This is a genomic window from Vibrio inusitatus, from assembly GCA_024346935.1.
In the GTDB taxonomy this organism is placed as follows: domain Bacteria; phylum Pseudomonadota; class Gammaproteobacteria; order Enterobacterales; family Vibrionaceae; genus Vibrio; species Vibrio inusitatus.
Window position 1 is genome coordinate 893,563 of record AP024879.1, and the last position, 15,983, is coordinate 909,545.

The window sequence follows — 15,983 nt, forward strand, 5'->3', positions numbered from 1 at the left end:
CGTGATTTGATGAATCCATTCCGTAGAGAGTTAAACAGCACGCATCAGCAATAGTTCAATCTCTTTGTTCGAACAGTTGCGTTCCAACGATAGAAAACTTTCTACTTATCAGTTCATTAGGCTCATCTGACAGAGCTTGACTCAATCCATGCTGTTTGAAGGTCAAGTTGATTACATCCCCTGTAAGAGACAAAGATTCAATCTGTATTCGATCGCCTAGAAAGAGTTCTTGTATCACTGAGAAATGTTTGTCTTCTTTTCTATACACACCAAGGTAATAAAACGCGCCACTACCCGATGTTGTAACAATAGACGGCACTATCCAAAGCGTAGGATGCAATCCGTTTTGCTTTACCTCACACACCCAATGGGTATCAAGTAACAATTTCCCATTGACTTGATTATAAGAGTAATCAGATTCATACAAGTAAGGATTTTCAGAGCCACGACGAAACAACAGATTCGAGCGAATACTCACATCCACCATTGCTCCGGGCTTAACCAATAGAGTTCGAGGTAAATTTAAGCCCGTTTTCTCACATTGACTTTCCAAAACAACGTATTCTGGTTGACCAAATTCAATCACATCTCGGTGATGGCGCTTGGCATGTGCGTTTGCTATCCCTATTGATAAACTCACTACTAAGACTGAGAAAATCGTAACAAACTTTATAATGTTTGGCATATAACTAAACTAACCTAATCCCTGCTCTAAGCTATCCAGATGTGCACATTGCTATCAGCCGCACATTCTAACAGGCTATATCCAGTTTTATCACTGACTTTTGTCAATCTTTGATTGCATAACCATTCATCTCTTTTTACCCGACATACCTAGTCTCTCTAAGTTATTGTCATACCGTGAATTACTGTTATTTTGTACGCAGGTATCATCCAAACACAGATTCCTTCCAACCGCGCCTATTTATTCATCAATTGAAATAGTTTAAATATTTCTGAAACCTTACTGTAATCAATTATTCATTTACTTCTGGTTAAATTCATCAGCGAAATCGCTAATTCATAGCAGTGATTGCAAGAATCCCTTGCAAACTGATGCAAAACTAAGAGAAAAAATGGAAGATCTAAAGCTGGGAATTGATGTCATCAGAGACCAAAAATCGGTCGAGTATCACTGGGTTAGAACAATGTATGTGGAAGGTTACTCTGAACAACAGATCGATCACTATATTAATCAATGTTTTGGTGGTGATTCTGTATTTGCACACCTATTCAGAAAAGTAGCGCTGCATCAAGAAAGTGTGTATGTATTGATGCAGCACTTAGGCCACGCCCCATCAAATCTAGAAAACATCTGATCGAGTGTCTATGGTGATGCATCTTAATGCGTCACCATAGACCTCACTGTACATATAAGTTAACCCTGCCAAACCGACTTCGTTTTTTAAAATAACTTTCCAAAAAAATGGGTGTGCATTTCATTGAGAGCCCTATTTCAATCAGTCCCATTTAATATAGAGCCCGAATCTAGGATAAAAAAAATCCTCGAATCTTACGACTCGAGGACTTCTATATTAAAGACAGACGACTAAATCTCAGCCTTGGTTACTTTATCAATTTGAAGAGGTTATCCCTTCACACCACCAGCTGTTAGACCACCCACCAACCAGCGCTGTGCGAGTAGGAATACAATAGTGATAGGCAGTGCAGACAGTACTGCTGCCGCTGCGAAATCACCCCATAGATAGTTCTGAGGGTATAGGTATTGCTGCATGCCAACCGCTAGAGTGTACGAGTTAACATCGGATAGTAATAACGATGCCACTGGCACTTCACCCACTACCGCAATGAACGACAGAATGAATACTACCGCAAGGATTGGTACTGATAGCGGCAACAGAACCAGACGGAATGCCTGCCAAGGGGTCGCGCCATCAAGAGCTGCCGCTTCTTCAAGGGAGTTATCGATGGTTTCAAAGTAACCCTTAATAGTCCATACATGCAGTGCTATACCACCTAGGTAAGAGAAGATCAATCCACCATGTGTATTCAAGCCTAGGAACGGAATGTACTGCCCTAGTTTGTCAAACAATGCGTAGATAGCCACCAACGCAAGTACTGCAGGGAACATCTGAAAGATCATCATCGCTTTTAGGATGGTGCTCTTTCCTTTGAAGCGCATGCGAGCAAAGGCATAGGCTGAAGTAGTTGAAAGTGCAACGATTAGAATCGAAGAAATACCTGCTACTTTTATAGAGTTCCATAACCAAGTTAATACTGGGAACGGAGGTGGTGTGACCGTACCATCCGCATTTGTTACCGAGAAGCCTAACGCTAACTTCCAGTGCTCAAGTGATGGGTTATCTGGAATAAGACTACCCGTTGCAAAGTTACCCTCACGAAATGAGATCGCAATGATCATCAACAGTGGGAAAATAATTAGAGACAAGAATGCCCATAGAGCAATATGTGTTGCCCAAACACGGTATTTAAGGTTTTTACCTTGTACCATTGCCATTGTATTGCTCCTTAATCTTGAGACAGCTTAGTGAAACGAAGGTTTAGTAGTGCCATACCACCTACCAATAGGAAGATAAGCGTTGCGATTGCACTTGCTAGACCGAAGTCTTGACCACCACTACCTTCAAACGCGATGCGGTAGGTGTAGCTTACTAGTAGGTCGGTGTAACCTGCTGGCTCAGATGTCCCAATCATATTTGGACCACCATTGGTCAATAGCTGAATCATTACAAAGTTGTTGAAGTTAAACGCAAAACTAGCAATTAGTAGCGGTGTCATTGGCTTAATCATCAATGGCACAGTAATGTGGAAGAAGTTCTTTAAAGGACCCGCTCCGTCAATTGCAGATGCTTCGTATAAATCTTCAGGGATAGCTTTAAGTAGGCCCATACATAGGATCATCATGTAAGGGAAACCTAGCCAGGTATTCACTATCATTACCATACTCTTCGCCAAGAATGGGTCAGAGAACCAGTTAGGAGAGATGCCGAAGATTTGATTGAGCACTAAGTTTATTTCACCAAAGCTTTGGTTAAATAAACCTTTAAAGATCAGGATTGAGATAAACGCTGGTACCGCGTATGGAAGTATCAATAGCACACGGTATAATCCGCGACCTTTTAACTCTTCCCATTGAACAACACTTGCTAGCACCAAACCGATAACTAGTGTGAAGATAACGGTTAGAACGGCAAAAACAACGGTCCAAATAAAGATTGAGATAAACGGTTCTTTAATCCCGTCGTCTTTCCAAACTCGTTCAAAGTTATGAGTACCAATACCAACAACAAAACCAGGTGAAACGGTATTGCCGACAAATTCGCCATTGGCATCAACGGGTTGATAGAAGCCAACATCCATATTTGGCATGAACGTCTCGCCAGATTGGTTGTTAAGCATGGTTTTGCCATCGTCTTGCAACGTAAACAACTGCTCTACACCTGCAAACTTACGCAAACCACTCATGCGTACGGCTTCGCCACTAGGCTTAATAAGGTCAATTTTACTTAGCGTTGGGCGCGCTGCGATAATGCTTCGAATCGCTTGTTTTTCACCAACGATAGAGTTTTCATCAACTGCAGTCAGCTCTAGATCTGTACCTTCAACGTCTTTAGTTAGAGTAAATTCACGCGTTGCTAAGGTTAGATCGCCGTCTGTAACACTGATGATGTGACCACCAGCTGTTTTAATCAATTGGAACGGATAACTATCACCACTTTGGAAAGTGCGATTTTCCAAAACTGACTGAGCACGTTCTAATGTAAGTTGGTTTTTTGCACTGTAGTTTGTGAATGCTAAGTTTACGGTATAGGCCAGTGGAAAAAGAATAAACAGAATCATCCCCGCAACACCCGGATAAATATAACGGTGTGCGTAGGTTTTCTTGCTACCAAAGATGTATAGCGCTAACGCAGTTAAAATCAGTGTAAGAAGGGCAAATGCCGTTTCTCCACGAGCATACATTAGAACGGTTGCATAACCGTTTACAATTCCGACTAAGCCAAGAGTTGCCCATTTCAATACTGACTTAGTATTGTTGGCAACGGAAGGCGTCTCAACAGAACCAGAAGATTGAACTGTCTGCATAAAAAGAACCTACTAGCGAATAAAAAAATACAAAAAAAGTAAGGAGGGGATACCCCCCTCCTTAAAGGGTGTTACTTAAGCATTTGCTTCTTAGCGTCAGCTAGAGCAGAGTCAACATCTTGACGACCGTCAACAACATTAACGATAACGTTTTTCGCTGAGCCCCAGTATGTGTTCATCTGAGGGATGTTAGGCATGATTTCGCCATTTTCAGCACTTGCCATTGTTGCAGCAATACGAGGATCTGAAGCTAGCTCTTCTTGGAAAGATTTAAGCGCAACAGCACCAAGTGGCTTGTCATCATTTACTTGACGTAGACCATCATTAGTCAGTAGGTAGTTCTCTAGGAACTCAACCGCAAGGTCTTTGTTTGGTGAAGCCGTGCTGATACCAGCAGTAAGTACACCTACAAATGGAGAAGATGGTTGACCTTCAAACGTTGGTAGCGTTGTTACACCGTAGTTTACTTTGTTTTCGTAACCACCCCATGACCATGGGCCGTTGATTGTTAGAGCAACTTCGCCTTTCGCGAAAGAAGAATCAGCAATCGAGTAATCCATATCGGCAGAGATGACTTTTGAATCGACTAAAGACTTGATGAAGTTCATTGCATCTTTAACGCCTTGTTTATCGATACCAACGTCTTTTACATCGTAGCCCGTATCAGTAGGCTTGAATGCGTAACCACCGTCAGCAGCCATTAGTGGCCATGTGAAGTACGGTTCTTTTAGGTTCCACATGATTGCTTTCTTGCCATCTTTCATTAGCTTTGCATCAAGAGCTGCAATTTCTTCCCACGTTTTTGGCGGGTTAGGAACTAAGTCTTTGTTGTAGATAAGAGCAAGCGCTTCGATAGCTACTGGGTAACCAATCGTTTTGCCTTCAAAGTTCACAGCATCCCATGCGAAATCGACGATGCCTTCTTTAATTTCTTTAGAAGGTTTGATCTCAGCAAGAAGACCAGCCTCAGCGTAGCCACCAAAACGGTCGTGTGCCCAGAAGATGATATCTGGACCATCACCAGTAGCAGCTACTTGTGGGAAACGAGACTCTAAACCATCTGGGTGAGCTACAGTGACTTTGATACCCGTGTCTTCTTCAAAGCGTTTACCTACTTCGGCAAGACCGTTATAACCTTTATCACCATTAATCCAGATAGTCAGTTGACCTTCTTCGATTGCTGCGTGCGCACCAAACGAACCAAGAGCAACTAAAGTGCCAAGTGCCACTGTGCTTAGGGCTTTTTTCATGTGTTTAATCCTTTTTTATTATTGATGTAGGGCTATCAACTATTAATTCCTGAAAGCCAAATTTCATCATCTATCATCCGCTAGTCCACTTCACTCATCATCCTCCCGAGTACTACGCCCTATACAAGCTAGCGCATTTTCGTGATCTTGCTCGCTCATCAAGAGTGACTTAAATCACACAACATCATTTCCTGTGATTCAAGTCACCACAAAGAGCATAATAAAAGTGATATTGATCGATTTGACACTCTACTCCACCCCTCCCCCTCCTCCCCCGCTACTCCCCCTACAAAAAATTTCATCAGGAGGATGTCGTTAGGTACAAAATTGCACAAACTAGCAACATCCGAGATATGGATGGTAAGAACCCTTTTCTAACGAGATTTGTTAGATTTGCATTTCAAACTAGCTAATAGCGACTTTGGTGTTATACGTGATGGCATTCATGACGGGAAATACGCCGAAGTGCGGGGGATATTAGTGGCGTTTCGAAATGAGCAGGTGGTGTTACCAAAATAAACTGATGTCTTTGAGCTCTGGGGGGAGCTTCTGGTATTAGTGTTTTGTGTTCACCACCTTTTTTCTTTCCTGTTCTCTCATAGAAAATTTTGCAAAATTACTTCTGTTTCCTATTTTTAGTACTCATGGAATAATCGATAACCATAAATGAGCGCTAAGTTGTAAAAATTAAAATTGAGGATCAACTCAAATGACTAGTGTCACGTTAAAAAATGTTTGTAAATCCTATGGTGACGTAAAAATCTCAAAGAACGTCGATCTAGACATTAAAGAAGGCGAATTTGTTGTATTCGTAGGGCCATCAGGCTGTGGTAAATCTACGCTTCTACGTTGTATTGCAGGTCTAGAAGACATCACTTCAGGTGATCTTTACATCGGTGAACAGCGCATGAATGACATCGAGCCTTCAAAGCGTGGCGTAGGTATGGTATTCCAGTCATACGCTTTGTATCCTCACCTTAACCTTTATGACAACATGTCATTTGGTATGAAACTGGCTAAAGCAGACAAAGCTGAAACAGACAAGCGCGTTAAGCATGCAGCAGACATCCTTCAGCTAACTCACCTACTCGAACGCCAACCTAAGGCTCTTTCTGGTGGTCAGCGTCAGCGTGTTGCAATCGGCCGTACACTAGTTTCTCAGCCTCAAGTATTCCTACTTGATGAGCCTCTATCTAACCTTGATGCCGCACTGCGTGTACAAATGCGTAGTGAGATCACCAAGCTTCAGCGCCAACTAGGCTGCACCATGATCTACGTAACGCACGATCAGGTTGAAGCTATGACTATGGCTGACAAAATTGTTGTTCTTGACGGTGGTTACGTCTCTCAGGTTGGTAAGCCTCTAGATCTGTACCACTACCCGCAAAACCGTTTTGTAGCAGGTTTCATCGGTTCTCCTAAGATGAACTTCATCAGCGTACACGCTATCGAAGCATCAGCTGAGCACGTTAAAGTAGAACTGGAGAACAAGACTGCATTCAATATTCCAGTAGATGGGTCAACTGTTAACGTTGGCGACCGTATGTCTCTTGGTATCCGCCCTGAGCACCTACTGATGTCTGACTCTTCTGAAGCCACTATCGAAGGTGAAGTGACCATTGTTGAAAAACTAGGTCAAGAAACGCAAGTTTACCTATCTGTAGAAAGCGCTGACACTGACATCAACTTCCGTCAGCCAGACACACTACAAGTAGAGCCTGGCGATAAGTACGCTATCGGTATCGACCCTAAACGCTGTCACCTATTCCACGATGATGGCCGCGCATGTCGTCGTCTGCATCAAGAAGTGGGTGCGGATATTCCTGAGAAGTAGAACATAAACTAATACACTTAATATATTACGAGGGAGCCCGAATAAGAGCTCCCTCGTTACATATTTAAAAGCAATATCAATGTTTATTTTCTAGGGTTTAGCAAAAGCAACTATCGTAATCACTTCTTTATATGAGCCAGCTGCCGCATTTCTGGTATCCCCTACTCTAATCATGAATTTCTTTTTAGTTGCTCTCACGCTACTTAGTCTATTGAACTTTATTTCATCATCTATAGCCACTTTTTTACTGTCTAAATAAATACTATATGCGATGGACTCATTGGGTATATCGATATGTTGCAACCTTCCAAACTCTGATCTAAACAACAAACTTACAGGAGTATTAGCTCGAAAGAAAACATCAGCACTTTTAGTTTGATTCGATTTTAAAACTCCAAAATTCATGGTGTGATGCGACTTATCTAAACTAGATATACCCAAATCTACAAAAGGTGAGACCTTAAACGCAATCGTTACATTTTTAGGACTTATACCCTCTATACCAGCTAAAGCGACTGTAAGATTTCCGGAGTAATCACCTGCTCGGCTTAGTGATGCTTGAGGAAACTCGACCCAAAGTTTAGTTGTTGAGTCGTTCGAAAGTGAAAATAACACTCCACGTGACATTCTTACCCCACTATTATTACCCGAAGAATCCACTACTCTACCGGGAATAATTGTATTATTATTCTTAACCGACACATTTCCAACAGTGTCTGAACGTATATATATCCCTTGAGGTCGACATCTTGCGATCGATTTATCAACCTGAATATATATAGGCAATTTAATAGCATTTTCTTTAGAGGAAAGACTATTGCTATCAACTTTAACTGACCAGTTACCCGTACACGGTTGACTGAGCACCGGAAATGAAACACACAAGAAAAAGAGATAAATATATATTCTAATCATCATTTACTCCTTGTAATTGAAGTTGAGTCGATTCTAAGTAAATCAAATTATCTTCATTGTCCGGAATGGAAATTATCCCTCTATAACTTGGGTTACCTTTGATTATTATTTCAAAATTTCCACTTGTCATTCCGTCAAGCGCAAACCGACCACCTCTATTGGTGAAAAATGACTTCTCACCAGTTTCCATTAGTAAAACTCCGTTCCTTAGGACGATAGGCTCCCCATTTTTATCAATTAGTTTCCCTAGCACCGTTTTGGATGCATTTGAACCGACTGTCAATAAGTGACCTGTATATGAGCCAGCAACAATGCTGTGTCTGTCAGGGCCATAGTCATAGCCAATGGGTGCATCAGGAACACTGATACTGATATTTGAAGTGCCATGAGCTCCGTAGATTGGAACTAATCCAGACAGCGATCTGGTCGCGATAGATTCCGGTCTATCTTCATCGAAGCCGTTTATTAATACAGGTGCTTCTAAGCTATTGTGAACATCAACAATGGCAGCAGGCCCACCATAACTTCTTCCCCATGCGATATTACTATCAAAAACACTAACTGCAGTGCTTAATCGCCCTGAAATTCTTTGCGAGCGATTCTCAGAAAAATCGATATAATTTGTTTGATACTCAACTTCTGTAGTAAACCGGTTTGCTACATAATCTATCTTTCCTGAATACTCTTGAAATTCTGGTGTTATATCTGACCTTAATTCATATCCAAAGCTATTCGGAGTATATTCTGACAATTTAGAAAATGACGTTCTGACTGAATTCGGTCGAGATTGATACTCAACTGCTGCTGAATAATAATTCTCTGAAGAAAACCAATCCCAACGGCCTACAAAATAATATCTAATATCATTGCTGGAACTGCCGTTATTAAATGAATAATCTATACCGCTGGTAAAGGTAAATCTCCAAGGAGACCACGTTGCTTCAACTGCAGCATAATAATTATCTTCATCTAAATCTACATCTTTAAACCAATTACCCCTCACAGTATAATTAATCGTAGGTGTAATGAAGTAACTATAATCCCCTATTACTCTTATTCCGTTACTTAAAGTTTCATCAAGGTTCCAAGGCGTAGACCTATAATCAGAAAACGTTTCAGCTGATAGCCTAAAGTTAGGACTGCTGAAATCCAAATTACCAAATATAGCTTGTTCATAATCAACACTTACTATCATTCCGATCTCATCGACATCAGAGTAAGTTAACCCACTAAATCGGCTACCTATATTTCCAAAGTTAGAACCTAAATTCAGAATACTTCCAAAAATTTGACCATCAGGGTGCCAAGTTGAGTTGACACCTACAGTGACATCATCGGTTATGCCATATTCATAGAAGCCTTGCACTGCATACTGTGTTTCATCATAGTCGTAGACGTTGTCTTCTATCGATGAAAATACACCGGCATAAAGAGAAAAATCACTGATACCTTCTCGCAATAATCGAGCATTAAAGAACTGACTATAGTTTATCACCTCTCGTTGGCCAGACTGATATTCAATTTCAATCCGTATATCATTGCTTCCTTGGTCTAAAGGCAAATCTTCTATATCGTAGCGGCCTGGTCGTAGCCTCAGATCTGTAAAATATATATTATTGATGTATATATATACATTTGCACTTTCACGTAAATAAATCGATTGTGCGCCGCCATTTTGTATATTTCTATCGGGTTGTAACCTAGACCACAGTCTTTCAATCGCTATGCCGCCTAAGTTCAAAGACGGCATATGACCAGTTACACTACTACTTAGATCTCCAACACTAAAACGCATTGGGTAATCTGGCCGGTCTATAAACATCAAAATATCCCCTCTATAAACACTGGGAGAATCTAATTCTTCATTTGACTGAATACCTTCCACATAAGCTGCAGCCTCTAGGTTCAACCCCAAAGGTCCACCTATATTAATTGCCGATATCCACTCTCCTAACCATAGGTTCGTATTATCAGAATCAGGTGTGATATCATAATCATCGGAAAAATTAAATATATTGTGCCAAGCAATAAATGAGTATTCTGAATAGGTTGGTTTTCTATATTCTCCATCAAAATCAATCGATGTTTGACTCGATGATTGCTCTTCAAGAGATACACTAAGACTCAGATCGTTGGAATCAAAATCTAACCAAATTCCAATCGGGTTAAGCTCTTTGTTTCCCACACTGTTCGAACCATACACCGCCAGTTCAGCCAGTATCTTAGGACTCACGTCTCTTCGAAGCACTTTTGCCAACTCATTCGCAGGCACTCCTCCAAACGAAGACCCATTAGTAAATACGTTTACTTCACCCAATTTTCGACTGTCGTAATATAATGGTAAAGGAAACAGCCAGTCTGAAGAAGCATGTACTGCTAGAGATAACAGCAATACAAGTAATGAAAACCAAGTTTTCATTTTTCTAATTCACTATAATCACTTCGCTATATTTATCATAATCCTCAGGTAACTGTACCTTTTGTGTTGACTTTGGTAATAGGTATCCTGCTGTGGGGACTTGCAGTTCCATCCATGAAATAGTTGAAGAACCTGAACCAGAGAATTCGAATCGACTCTGATTCAGATCATATACACAATTAGAGGGGTTACTAAGTTCAAGCTGTCCACTAACCATTTTTGGTAATACTTTTGCGTCGCACTTTAACGGTGATACAAAAATCACAGTGGAGAAATCAACTAATATTTCAACCGTCCCTGAATCCTCTCCTGGATTATCACTCGTTTGTATTTGCTCGAAGACCAATCGAAATGTCTGGGTTTGTGGAAGCATGACATTCCCTAAGTACCGCACTCTAAATCGCTGACTTTCGCCTGCTTTTATTTTGGATTGTGGGGGTAGAACCAAGAACTCTTCATCCGACCGTATCAAATTTTCAGTGCCATCTTTGTTAAATCCGACTCTGTAGACAACAGCTTCTAAAATGACATCACTAGCATCTGTGTTGTCTACCTCGTAACTTCCTTGAGACTTTGTTCCGGCAACTTCAAATAGCTGAAACATTGGGGATACTTGGTAAGCAGCTGTGTTAAAAGGCAATCCAAGCAGAAATACTAACAGTATTGATGTAGACAAATCTTTCATTATTTATTTCCCTATAAATAACTAAAAGCGGGTGTAAACACCCACTTTTATCGAATTGAATACACTCATACTGATTTAAAGCAGTGTAATTACAACTCTAAGGTGTTGGTAACAAAGGTAAACCACTTACAGTCAGTGTCAAAGTATCAGAGTATTCACCTGCAAGTCTTGGTCCACCACCAATTGAATTAAGAGTAACTGATTGAGTTCCACCCGTTGTTGTTACAGCGGAAATCCCATCTCCTTTATTCCATATATATTCTTTGGGTGTACCATTAGCATGATCAGCAGCAAACGTTTCAGCTCCAAAGCCTACTTCATACGGAATATAAACATCGGCTATCGACTTATGCGCAAGTGCCCCATTCTCCGAACGTACTTTCAACCAAATATTACCTGTATTACATTCCGCAGAATATTCACCTACTTTTCTAACTCCTGGGCCTTTCTGTTTTTTAAATACATCAATGACAGCAGAGTCAGGTAGACTGAATTTACATTTACATGGTATTTCACCTTCTAGTGTAAACGTCGCTGACGCTTCACATTCATACTTGTTCTCACATCTAGGCGGCTTTCTCTTCCCTTCACCGTTTTGTGTTGCTAACGTTCCAGTACTTACAGTAAGCGCTAGCCCACCAACAATAGAAGCCACTAATAGCCTGTTCATAATCAATCCCTCGTCTAAGTTATGCACTTTTAACCACGTTGCGAGGAAAGCATAGTGTTTCGTATTACTTTTAACGTCACCCTATATGGTGAATCAGGCCCCATTCATAGGGTGATTTTTGGGTGAATTCGATGTTTGTTGTACGGCACGAGCAATCAATTCCGCTTTTGAGTGAACATTCACTTTTCTCATTACACTAGATGCGTGTGTTTTTACCGTATTGACGCTCACATTAACCGACTCAGCGATCTGAGGATTATTGAGCCCTTTCAGTATCATAAGGCAAATGTGTTTCTCTTTTGGCGTCAGTGAATGAACTAGTGCAAAATCATCAGCGGCTACATGTGGATCGAATTCATTTGCTACATAAGCCTTTGCCAGTTTGCTAAGATCTTGCCGGCTATACCATAGTTCGCCATGACTAATTGCCTCTACAGCAGGAGCCAACTGCTCTAGACAGCGCTTCTTCATTACTACACCGGAAAAACCATTTAGAATCCAGTCTCCCAGCTGAAATCCAAAGTCATCAACATTCACGGCGAGCCAATCACCCTGTTCATGTACTGGATTAACGCCACTACGAACCGGGTTACTAACTGTTTGAGTATCGATCAAGTAAATGCTCCTTACTTGAACGTCTCTTTCTGGACAAAAACAATCGCTCACGCTAGAAAACGCTGAAAATCGAGTAGTAGAAAAGTGCTGATTAAGTATTGCGGTCGAGGCTTTAGCGAACTCATCGGAGCGAGTTACAACATAGCCACAAGCGTAAATAAGAGACATAGTTCCTCCCTAAACGTCTCGCCGACAAACGGAAGGTTTCTGTTTTAATTTATACGGGCTGTTTCCTGTGATGCTTCAGAAACGAGGAGTTAGCCATTTCAATTCCGTTTGAAGGCATCTTAAAGGTAGGACTTTATTGAGCTAAATCAATATGTAAAAGAGGCACTTCCAATGACTCAATGGGGTAATCAAACTAAGCTATTGATACTTCACGAAGTATTCACTGTATAATTATTATACGATTTTGGAATATGAATCATGTTCCTTATCCGTCTCCCCTATATGGGAAGACGCGCAAAAAAAAACCGAGCCTCAATAGCTCGGTTTTTAAGTTCTTATCAGACCAGTCCTAATGAATAGGTGCGTCTGATTTTGCATAGAACTTTCCAAAATGCTGTTCTAGTATTTCAGGAGTTAATTCTCCTGCTGCTTCTAGTTTTTTCAGCTCTTCAACAATTTGCTTTTGTTCTTCAATCGAAGGCAGTTTCTCTTCTGGCTGGTCTTCAGCTTCTAGTGCTATAGCTTCCAGATCTTTCTCAAAATCGCTCACAATTATTACCTCATAATCAAACTGTCCTGAGTTTACTCAGCTGGGATTGTTAGGTCAATGCAATGCTAGGACGTATGTCACGCAAAAAAGCCCCTCTAACAAAGAGGGGCAAAGTTCCATCGCATATTATTATAGTTAATTCCGTTTATTAACAGTGCGGTTGTTAACCAAAGTCACCGTTTACATAACCCTGAGTGCGATCATCACGTGGGTTACTGAAAATTACTTGTGTTTCATCATGTTCAACCAACTCACCCATCAAGAAAAAGGCTGTACGGTCTGAAATACGACGAGCCTGTGCCATTGAGTGCGTTACGATAACAATGGTGTAATCTTTCTTAAGATCTTCCATTAGTTCTTCGATTTTGTGAGTAGCGATTGGGTCAAGGGCAGATGTTGGTTCATCCATAAGAATGACATCAGGTTCCATTGCAATGGTGCGCGCAATACATAGACGCTGCTGCTGACCACCAGACAAACCAAATGCATGAGATTTAAGACGATCTTTTACCTCATCCCACAACGCAGCTCCGCGTAGTGATTTTTCTACCACCATATCAATGTGTTTTTTATCTTTAACACCTTGAGCACGCAGACCATAAGCAACGTTTTCGTAAATGCTCATTGGAAATGGGTTTGCCTTTTGAAATACCATACCTACTTTGATACGCAAGTCTGCTACATCGATGTTACCGTAGATATCTTGACCATCCATCTCAACAAGACCATTGATCTTTACGCCTTCAATCAAATCGTTCATACGGTTTAGACAACGTAAAAGTGTCGACTTACCACAGCCTGATGGACCAATCAGTGCTGTCACTTGACGCAATGGGATTGGAAGGTTGATGCTTTTTAGCGCTTTGTTGTCGCCGTAGTAAAGATCTAGGTTTTCGATATTAAATTTGTTCATTTTTCAGTATCTCTTAAATTCTTTTCTGTCTATCTAGCAACAATTAATAAGTAGCTTTGTTAAAGCGGCTAGCAATAAGCTTGGTTAACGTGTTGATCAGTAGTACTACCACAATCAATACTGTCGCAGTACCGTAGGCTTGGTTCCACTCATCAATCGTAAATAGCTCTGTCGTTAATTTGTATAGGTGTACAGTTAGCGTTCGGCCAGAGTCAAGCAGTGAGTCTGGGATGCGAGCAACCATACCTGCGGTCAAAAATACTGGAGCCGATTCACCGATAACACGACCAATACTCAAGATAACAGACGTCAAAATACCAGGCATTGCACTAGGCAAGATCAAACGCCAGATGGTATAGATTTTTGACGAGCCTAATGCATAAGAACCTTCACGGAAAGTTTGAGGCACAGCCATCAATGCTTCTTCAGTAGCACGGATAATTACCGGCAAAATCAGAATACTCAACGTTAGTGCACCCGATAGGATAGAGAAGCCTAATCCTAAAATAGTCACAAAGAAGGTCATACCAAATAGACCAAAGATAATTGACGGAATACCCGCCAGTGATTCAGTACAAAAACGAATCACTTTGACAAACTTACTACCGACTTTTGCATATTCAGTAAGGTAGATAGCTGTCATGATGCCCAATGGGGCGGCTACTGCAATTGAAGCAATAACCATATAAATCGTCGAAACGATCATTGGGAAAATACCCTGAGAATCACCAGTACGAGAATAATCGCCTGTTACGAAGTCCCAGTTAACGAATTGCAGACCGTTCGACAAAATGTACCAGATGATCCAGAACAGAAAGCCTACGGTTAGACCAGCAGAAATCCACACAAATGCACTAAGCATGTTGTCTTTACGCTGGCGAGATTGTTTTAGTTTAACTGTATCCATTGCTCTTATCTCGCTTTTTGACGGTTAAGGTACAAAAGAGCACCGTTTAACATCATGATGAAGACCAGAAGAACCACACCCGTTGCGTAAAGCGCATTAGCGTGAATACCACTTGCGTAAGACATTTCGATAGCAATGTTCGCGGTTAATGTACGTGCTGCATCTAGTAAGCCTTCTGGCATAGCTGGCGCGTTACCCATAACCATAATGATCGCCATCGTCTCACCAAGAGCACGACCAATGCCTAAGATGACACCTGTCATGATACCTGAGCGAGCCGCAGGTACGAGAAGCTTGAAAATGGTGTAAATCTTTGAAGCACCTAATGCCAGTGAACCCTCTTTATAAGTACGAGGCACTGCGCGAATCGACGTTTCAGAAACTGTAATTACCGTTGGAAGAATCATCACACCAAGAACAATGATACCGGCAAGAATAGTATTACCTGCAGGAACATTAAAAATATCTTGGATAAGCGGAACGATTATTACCAAACCGAAGAAACCGTATACTACAGACGGTATACCCGCCAGTAACTCAATCGCAGGGCGAATCAGGTTAGCCACTCGTTTAGGCGCAATTTCTGCAATGAAGATAGCGGTTAGCACACCTACTGGTACGCCAAACAAAACCGCACCTAGTGTTGATACCAGCGAAGCAACAATCATTGTTGCAACACCGTATAAAGCAGGTGGCAACCAGTTTTGACCTAATACGATGCCAGAAACACCCGCTTGCTGAAATGCTGGAATACTTTCTTTAAAGATAAAGTAAGCAATGATGGCAAGAGAAAGAATGCCAATAATGGCACTAGATAAGAACAAGCCATGGAAGATTCGTTCTCTCCAATCTACGCCACGGTTTTCTCTTAAAGAAAAGCCACTAGCGACAGCTGAAGGCTGAACATTCTCATTTTTCATAGAAAAATTCACTATTAATTGCGATGGTAAATCTAATCTGCACTAAACCCAACAATCAATTGGGGTGCG

The 15,983-nt window shown here is 41.2% G+C and carries 15 protein-coding genes; 2 read left to right on the forward strand and 13 right to left on the reverse strand.

Annotated features, from left to right (window positions below):
* Positions 1–55: 55 nt before the first annotated feature.
* Positions 56–685 (reverse strand): hypothetical protein, encoded by a 630-nt coding sequence (locus OCU48_RS17000; protein WP_141345076.1) that lies wholly within the window; start codon positions 683–685, stop codon positions 56–58.
* A gap of 391 nt (positions 686–1,076) precedes the next feature.
* Here OCU48_RS17000 and OCU48_RS17005 point away from each other — a divergent pair, with 391 nt between their 5' ends.
* Positions 1,077–1,319 carry a hypothetical protein gene (locus tag OCU48_RS17005; RefSeq protein ID WP_141271234.1) on the forward strand — a complete coding sequence of 81 codons (243 nt, stop codon included), beginning with the start codon at positions 1,077–1,079 and terminating at the stop codon, positions 1,317–1,319.
* 269 nt (positions 1,320–1,588) lie between these two features.
* On the opposite strand, the gene malG is transcribed toward OCU48_RS17005, so the two are convergent.
* From malG to malE, 3 genes are all read right to left on the reverse strand, one after another.
* On the reverse strand, positions 1,589–2,479 hold the full coding sequence (gene malG, locus OCU48_RS17010) for a maltose ABC transporter permease MalG (protein ID WP_141345075.1): 891 nt from the start codon (positions 2,477–2,479) through the stop codon (positions 1,589–1,591).
* 11 nt (positions 2,480–2,490) lie between these two features.
* Positions 2,491–4,068: a maltose ABC transporter permease MalF gene (gene malF / locus OCU48_RS17015; protein ID WP_141345074.1), complete on the reverse strand. Its 1,578-nt coding sequence runs from the start codon at positions 4,066–4,068 to the stop codon at positions 2,491–2,493.
* A gap of 71 nt (positions 4,069–4,139) precedes the next feature.
* Positions 4,140–5,318 (reverse strand): maltose/maltodextrin ABC transporter substrate-binding protein MalE, encoded by a 1,179-nt coding sequence (gene malE / locus OCU48_RS17020; protein ID WP_141345073.1) that lies wholly within the window; start codon positions 5,316–5,318, stop codon positions 4,140–4,142.
* 709 nt (positions 5,319–6,027) lie between these two features.
* Between malE and malK the strand changes: the two genes are divergently transcribed.
* A complete protein-coding gene (gene malK, locus OCU48_RS17025; protein WP_141345072.1) occupies positions 6,028–7,152 on the forward strand; it encodes a maltose/maltodextrin ABC transporter ATP-binding protein MalK in 1,125 nt (374 codons plus the stop codon).
* Positions 7,153–7,242: 90 nt separating this feature from the next.
* On the opposite strand, the gene OCU48_RS17030 is transcribed toward malK, so the two are convergent.
* The 9 genes from OCU48_RS17030 to pstC form a co-directional block, all read right to left on the reverse strand.
* Entirely contained in the window at positions 7,243–8,067 is an 825-nt protein-coding gene (locus tag OCU48_RS17030) for a hypothetical protein (protein WP_141345071.1), read from the reverse strand.
* Complete coding sequence (locus tag OCU48_RS17035; protein WP_141345070.1) at positions 8,060–10,486, reverse strand: fimbria/pilus outer membrane usher protein; 2,427 nt, start codon at positions 10,484–10,486, stop codon at positions 8,060–8,062. Before OCU48_RS17035 ends, OCU48_RS17030 begins: the two co-directional genes overlap by 8 nt.
* Before the next feature lie 4 nt (positions 10,487–10,490).
* Positions 10,491–11,171 (reverse strand): fimbrial biogenesis chaperone, encoded by a 681-nt coding sequence (locus OCU48_RS17040; protein ID WP_141345069.1) that lies wholly within the window; start codon positions 11,169–11,171, stop codon positions 10,491–10,493.
* Positions 11,172–11,268: 97 nt separating this feature from the next.
* Positions 11,269–11,841 carry a hypothetical protein gene (locus OCU48_RS17045; RefSeq protein ID WP_141345068.1) on the reverse strand — a complete coding sequence of 191 codons (573 nt, stop codon included), beginning with the start codon at positions 11,839–11,841 and terminating at the stop codon, positions 11,269–11,271.
* A 93-nt stretch (positions 11,842–11,934) separates the two neighbouring features.
* On the reverse strand, positions 11,935–12,624 hold the full coding sequence (locus OCU48_RS17050; protein WP_141345067.1) for a helix-turn-helix transcriptional regulator: 690 nt from the start codon (positions 12,622–12,624) through the stop codon (positions 11,935–11,937).
* A 349-nt stretch (positions 12,625–12,973) separates the two neighbouring features.
* On the reverse strand, positions 12,974–13,174 hold the full coding sequence (locus OCU48_RS17055) for a restriction endonuclease subunit S (protein WP_141345066.1): 201 nt from the start codon (positions 13,172–13,174) through the stop codon (positions 12,974–12,976).
* Between the two features lie 163 nt (positions 13,175–13,337).
* Positions 13,338–14,087, reverse strand: a complete 750-nt coding sequence (gene pstB, locus OCU48_RS17060; RefSeq protein ID WP_141345065.1) for a phosphate ABC transporter ATP-binding protein PstB — start codon at positions 14,085–14,087, stop codon at positions 13,338–13,340.
* A 43-nt stretch (positions 14,088–14,130) separates the two neighbouring features.
* Complete coding sequence (gene pstA / locus OCU48_RS17065) at positions 14,131–14,994, reverse strand: phosphate ABC transporter permease PstA (protein ID WP_141345064.1); 864 nt, start codon at positions 14,992–14,994, stop codon at positions 14,131–14,133.
* 5 nt (positions 14,995–14,999) lie between these two features.
* Positions 15,000–15,914 carry a phosphate ABC transporter permease subunit PstC gene (gene pstC / locus OCU48_RS17070; protein WP_141345063.1) on the reverse strand — a complete coding sequence of 305 codons (915 nt, stop codon included), beginning with the start codon at positions 15,912–15,914 and terminating at the stop codon, positions 15,000–15,002.
* Positions 15,915–15,983: the final 69 nt, after the last annotated feature.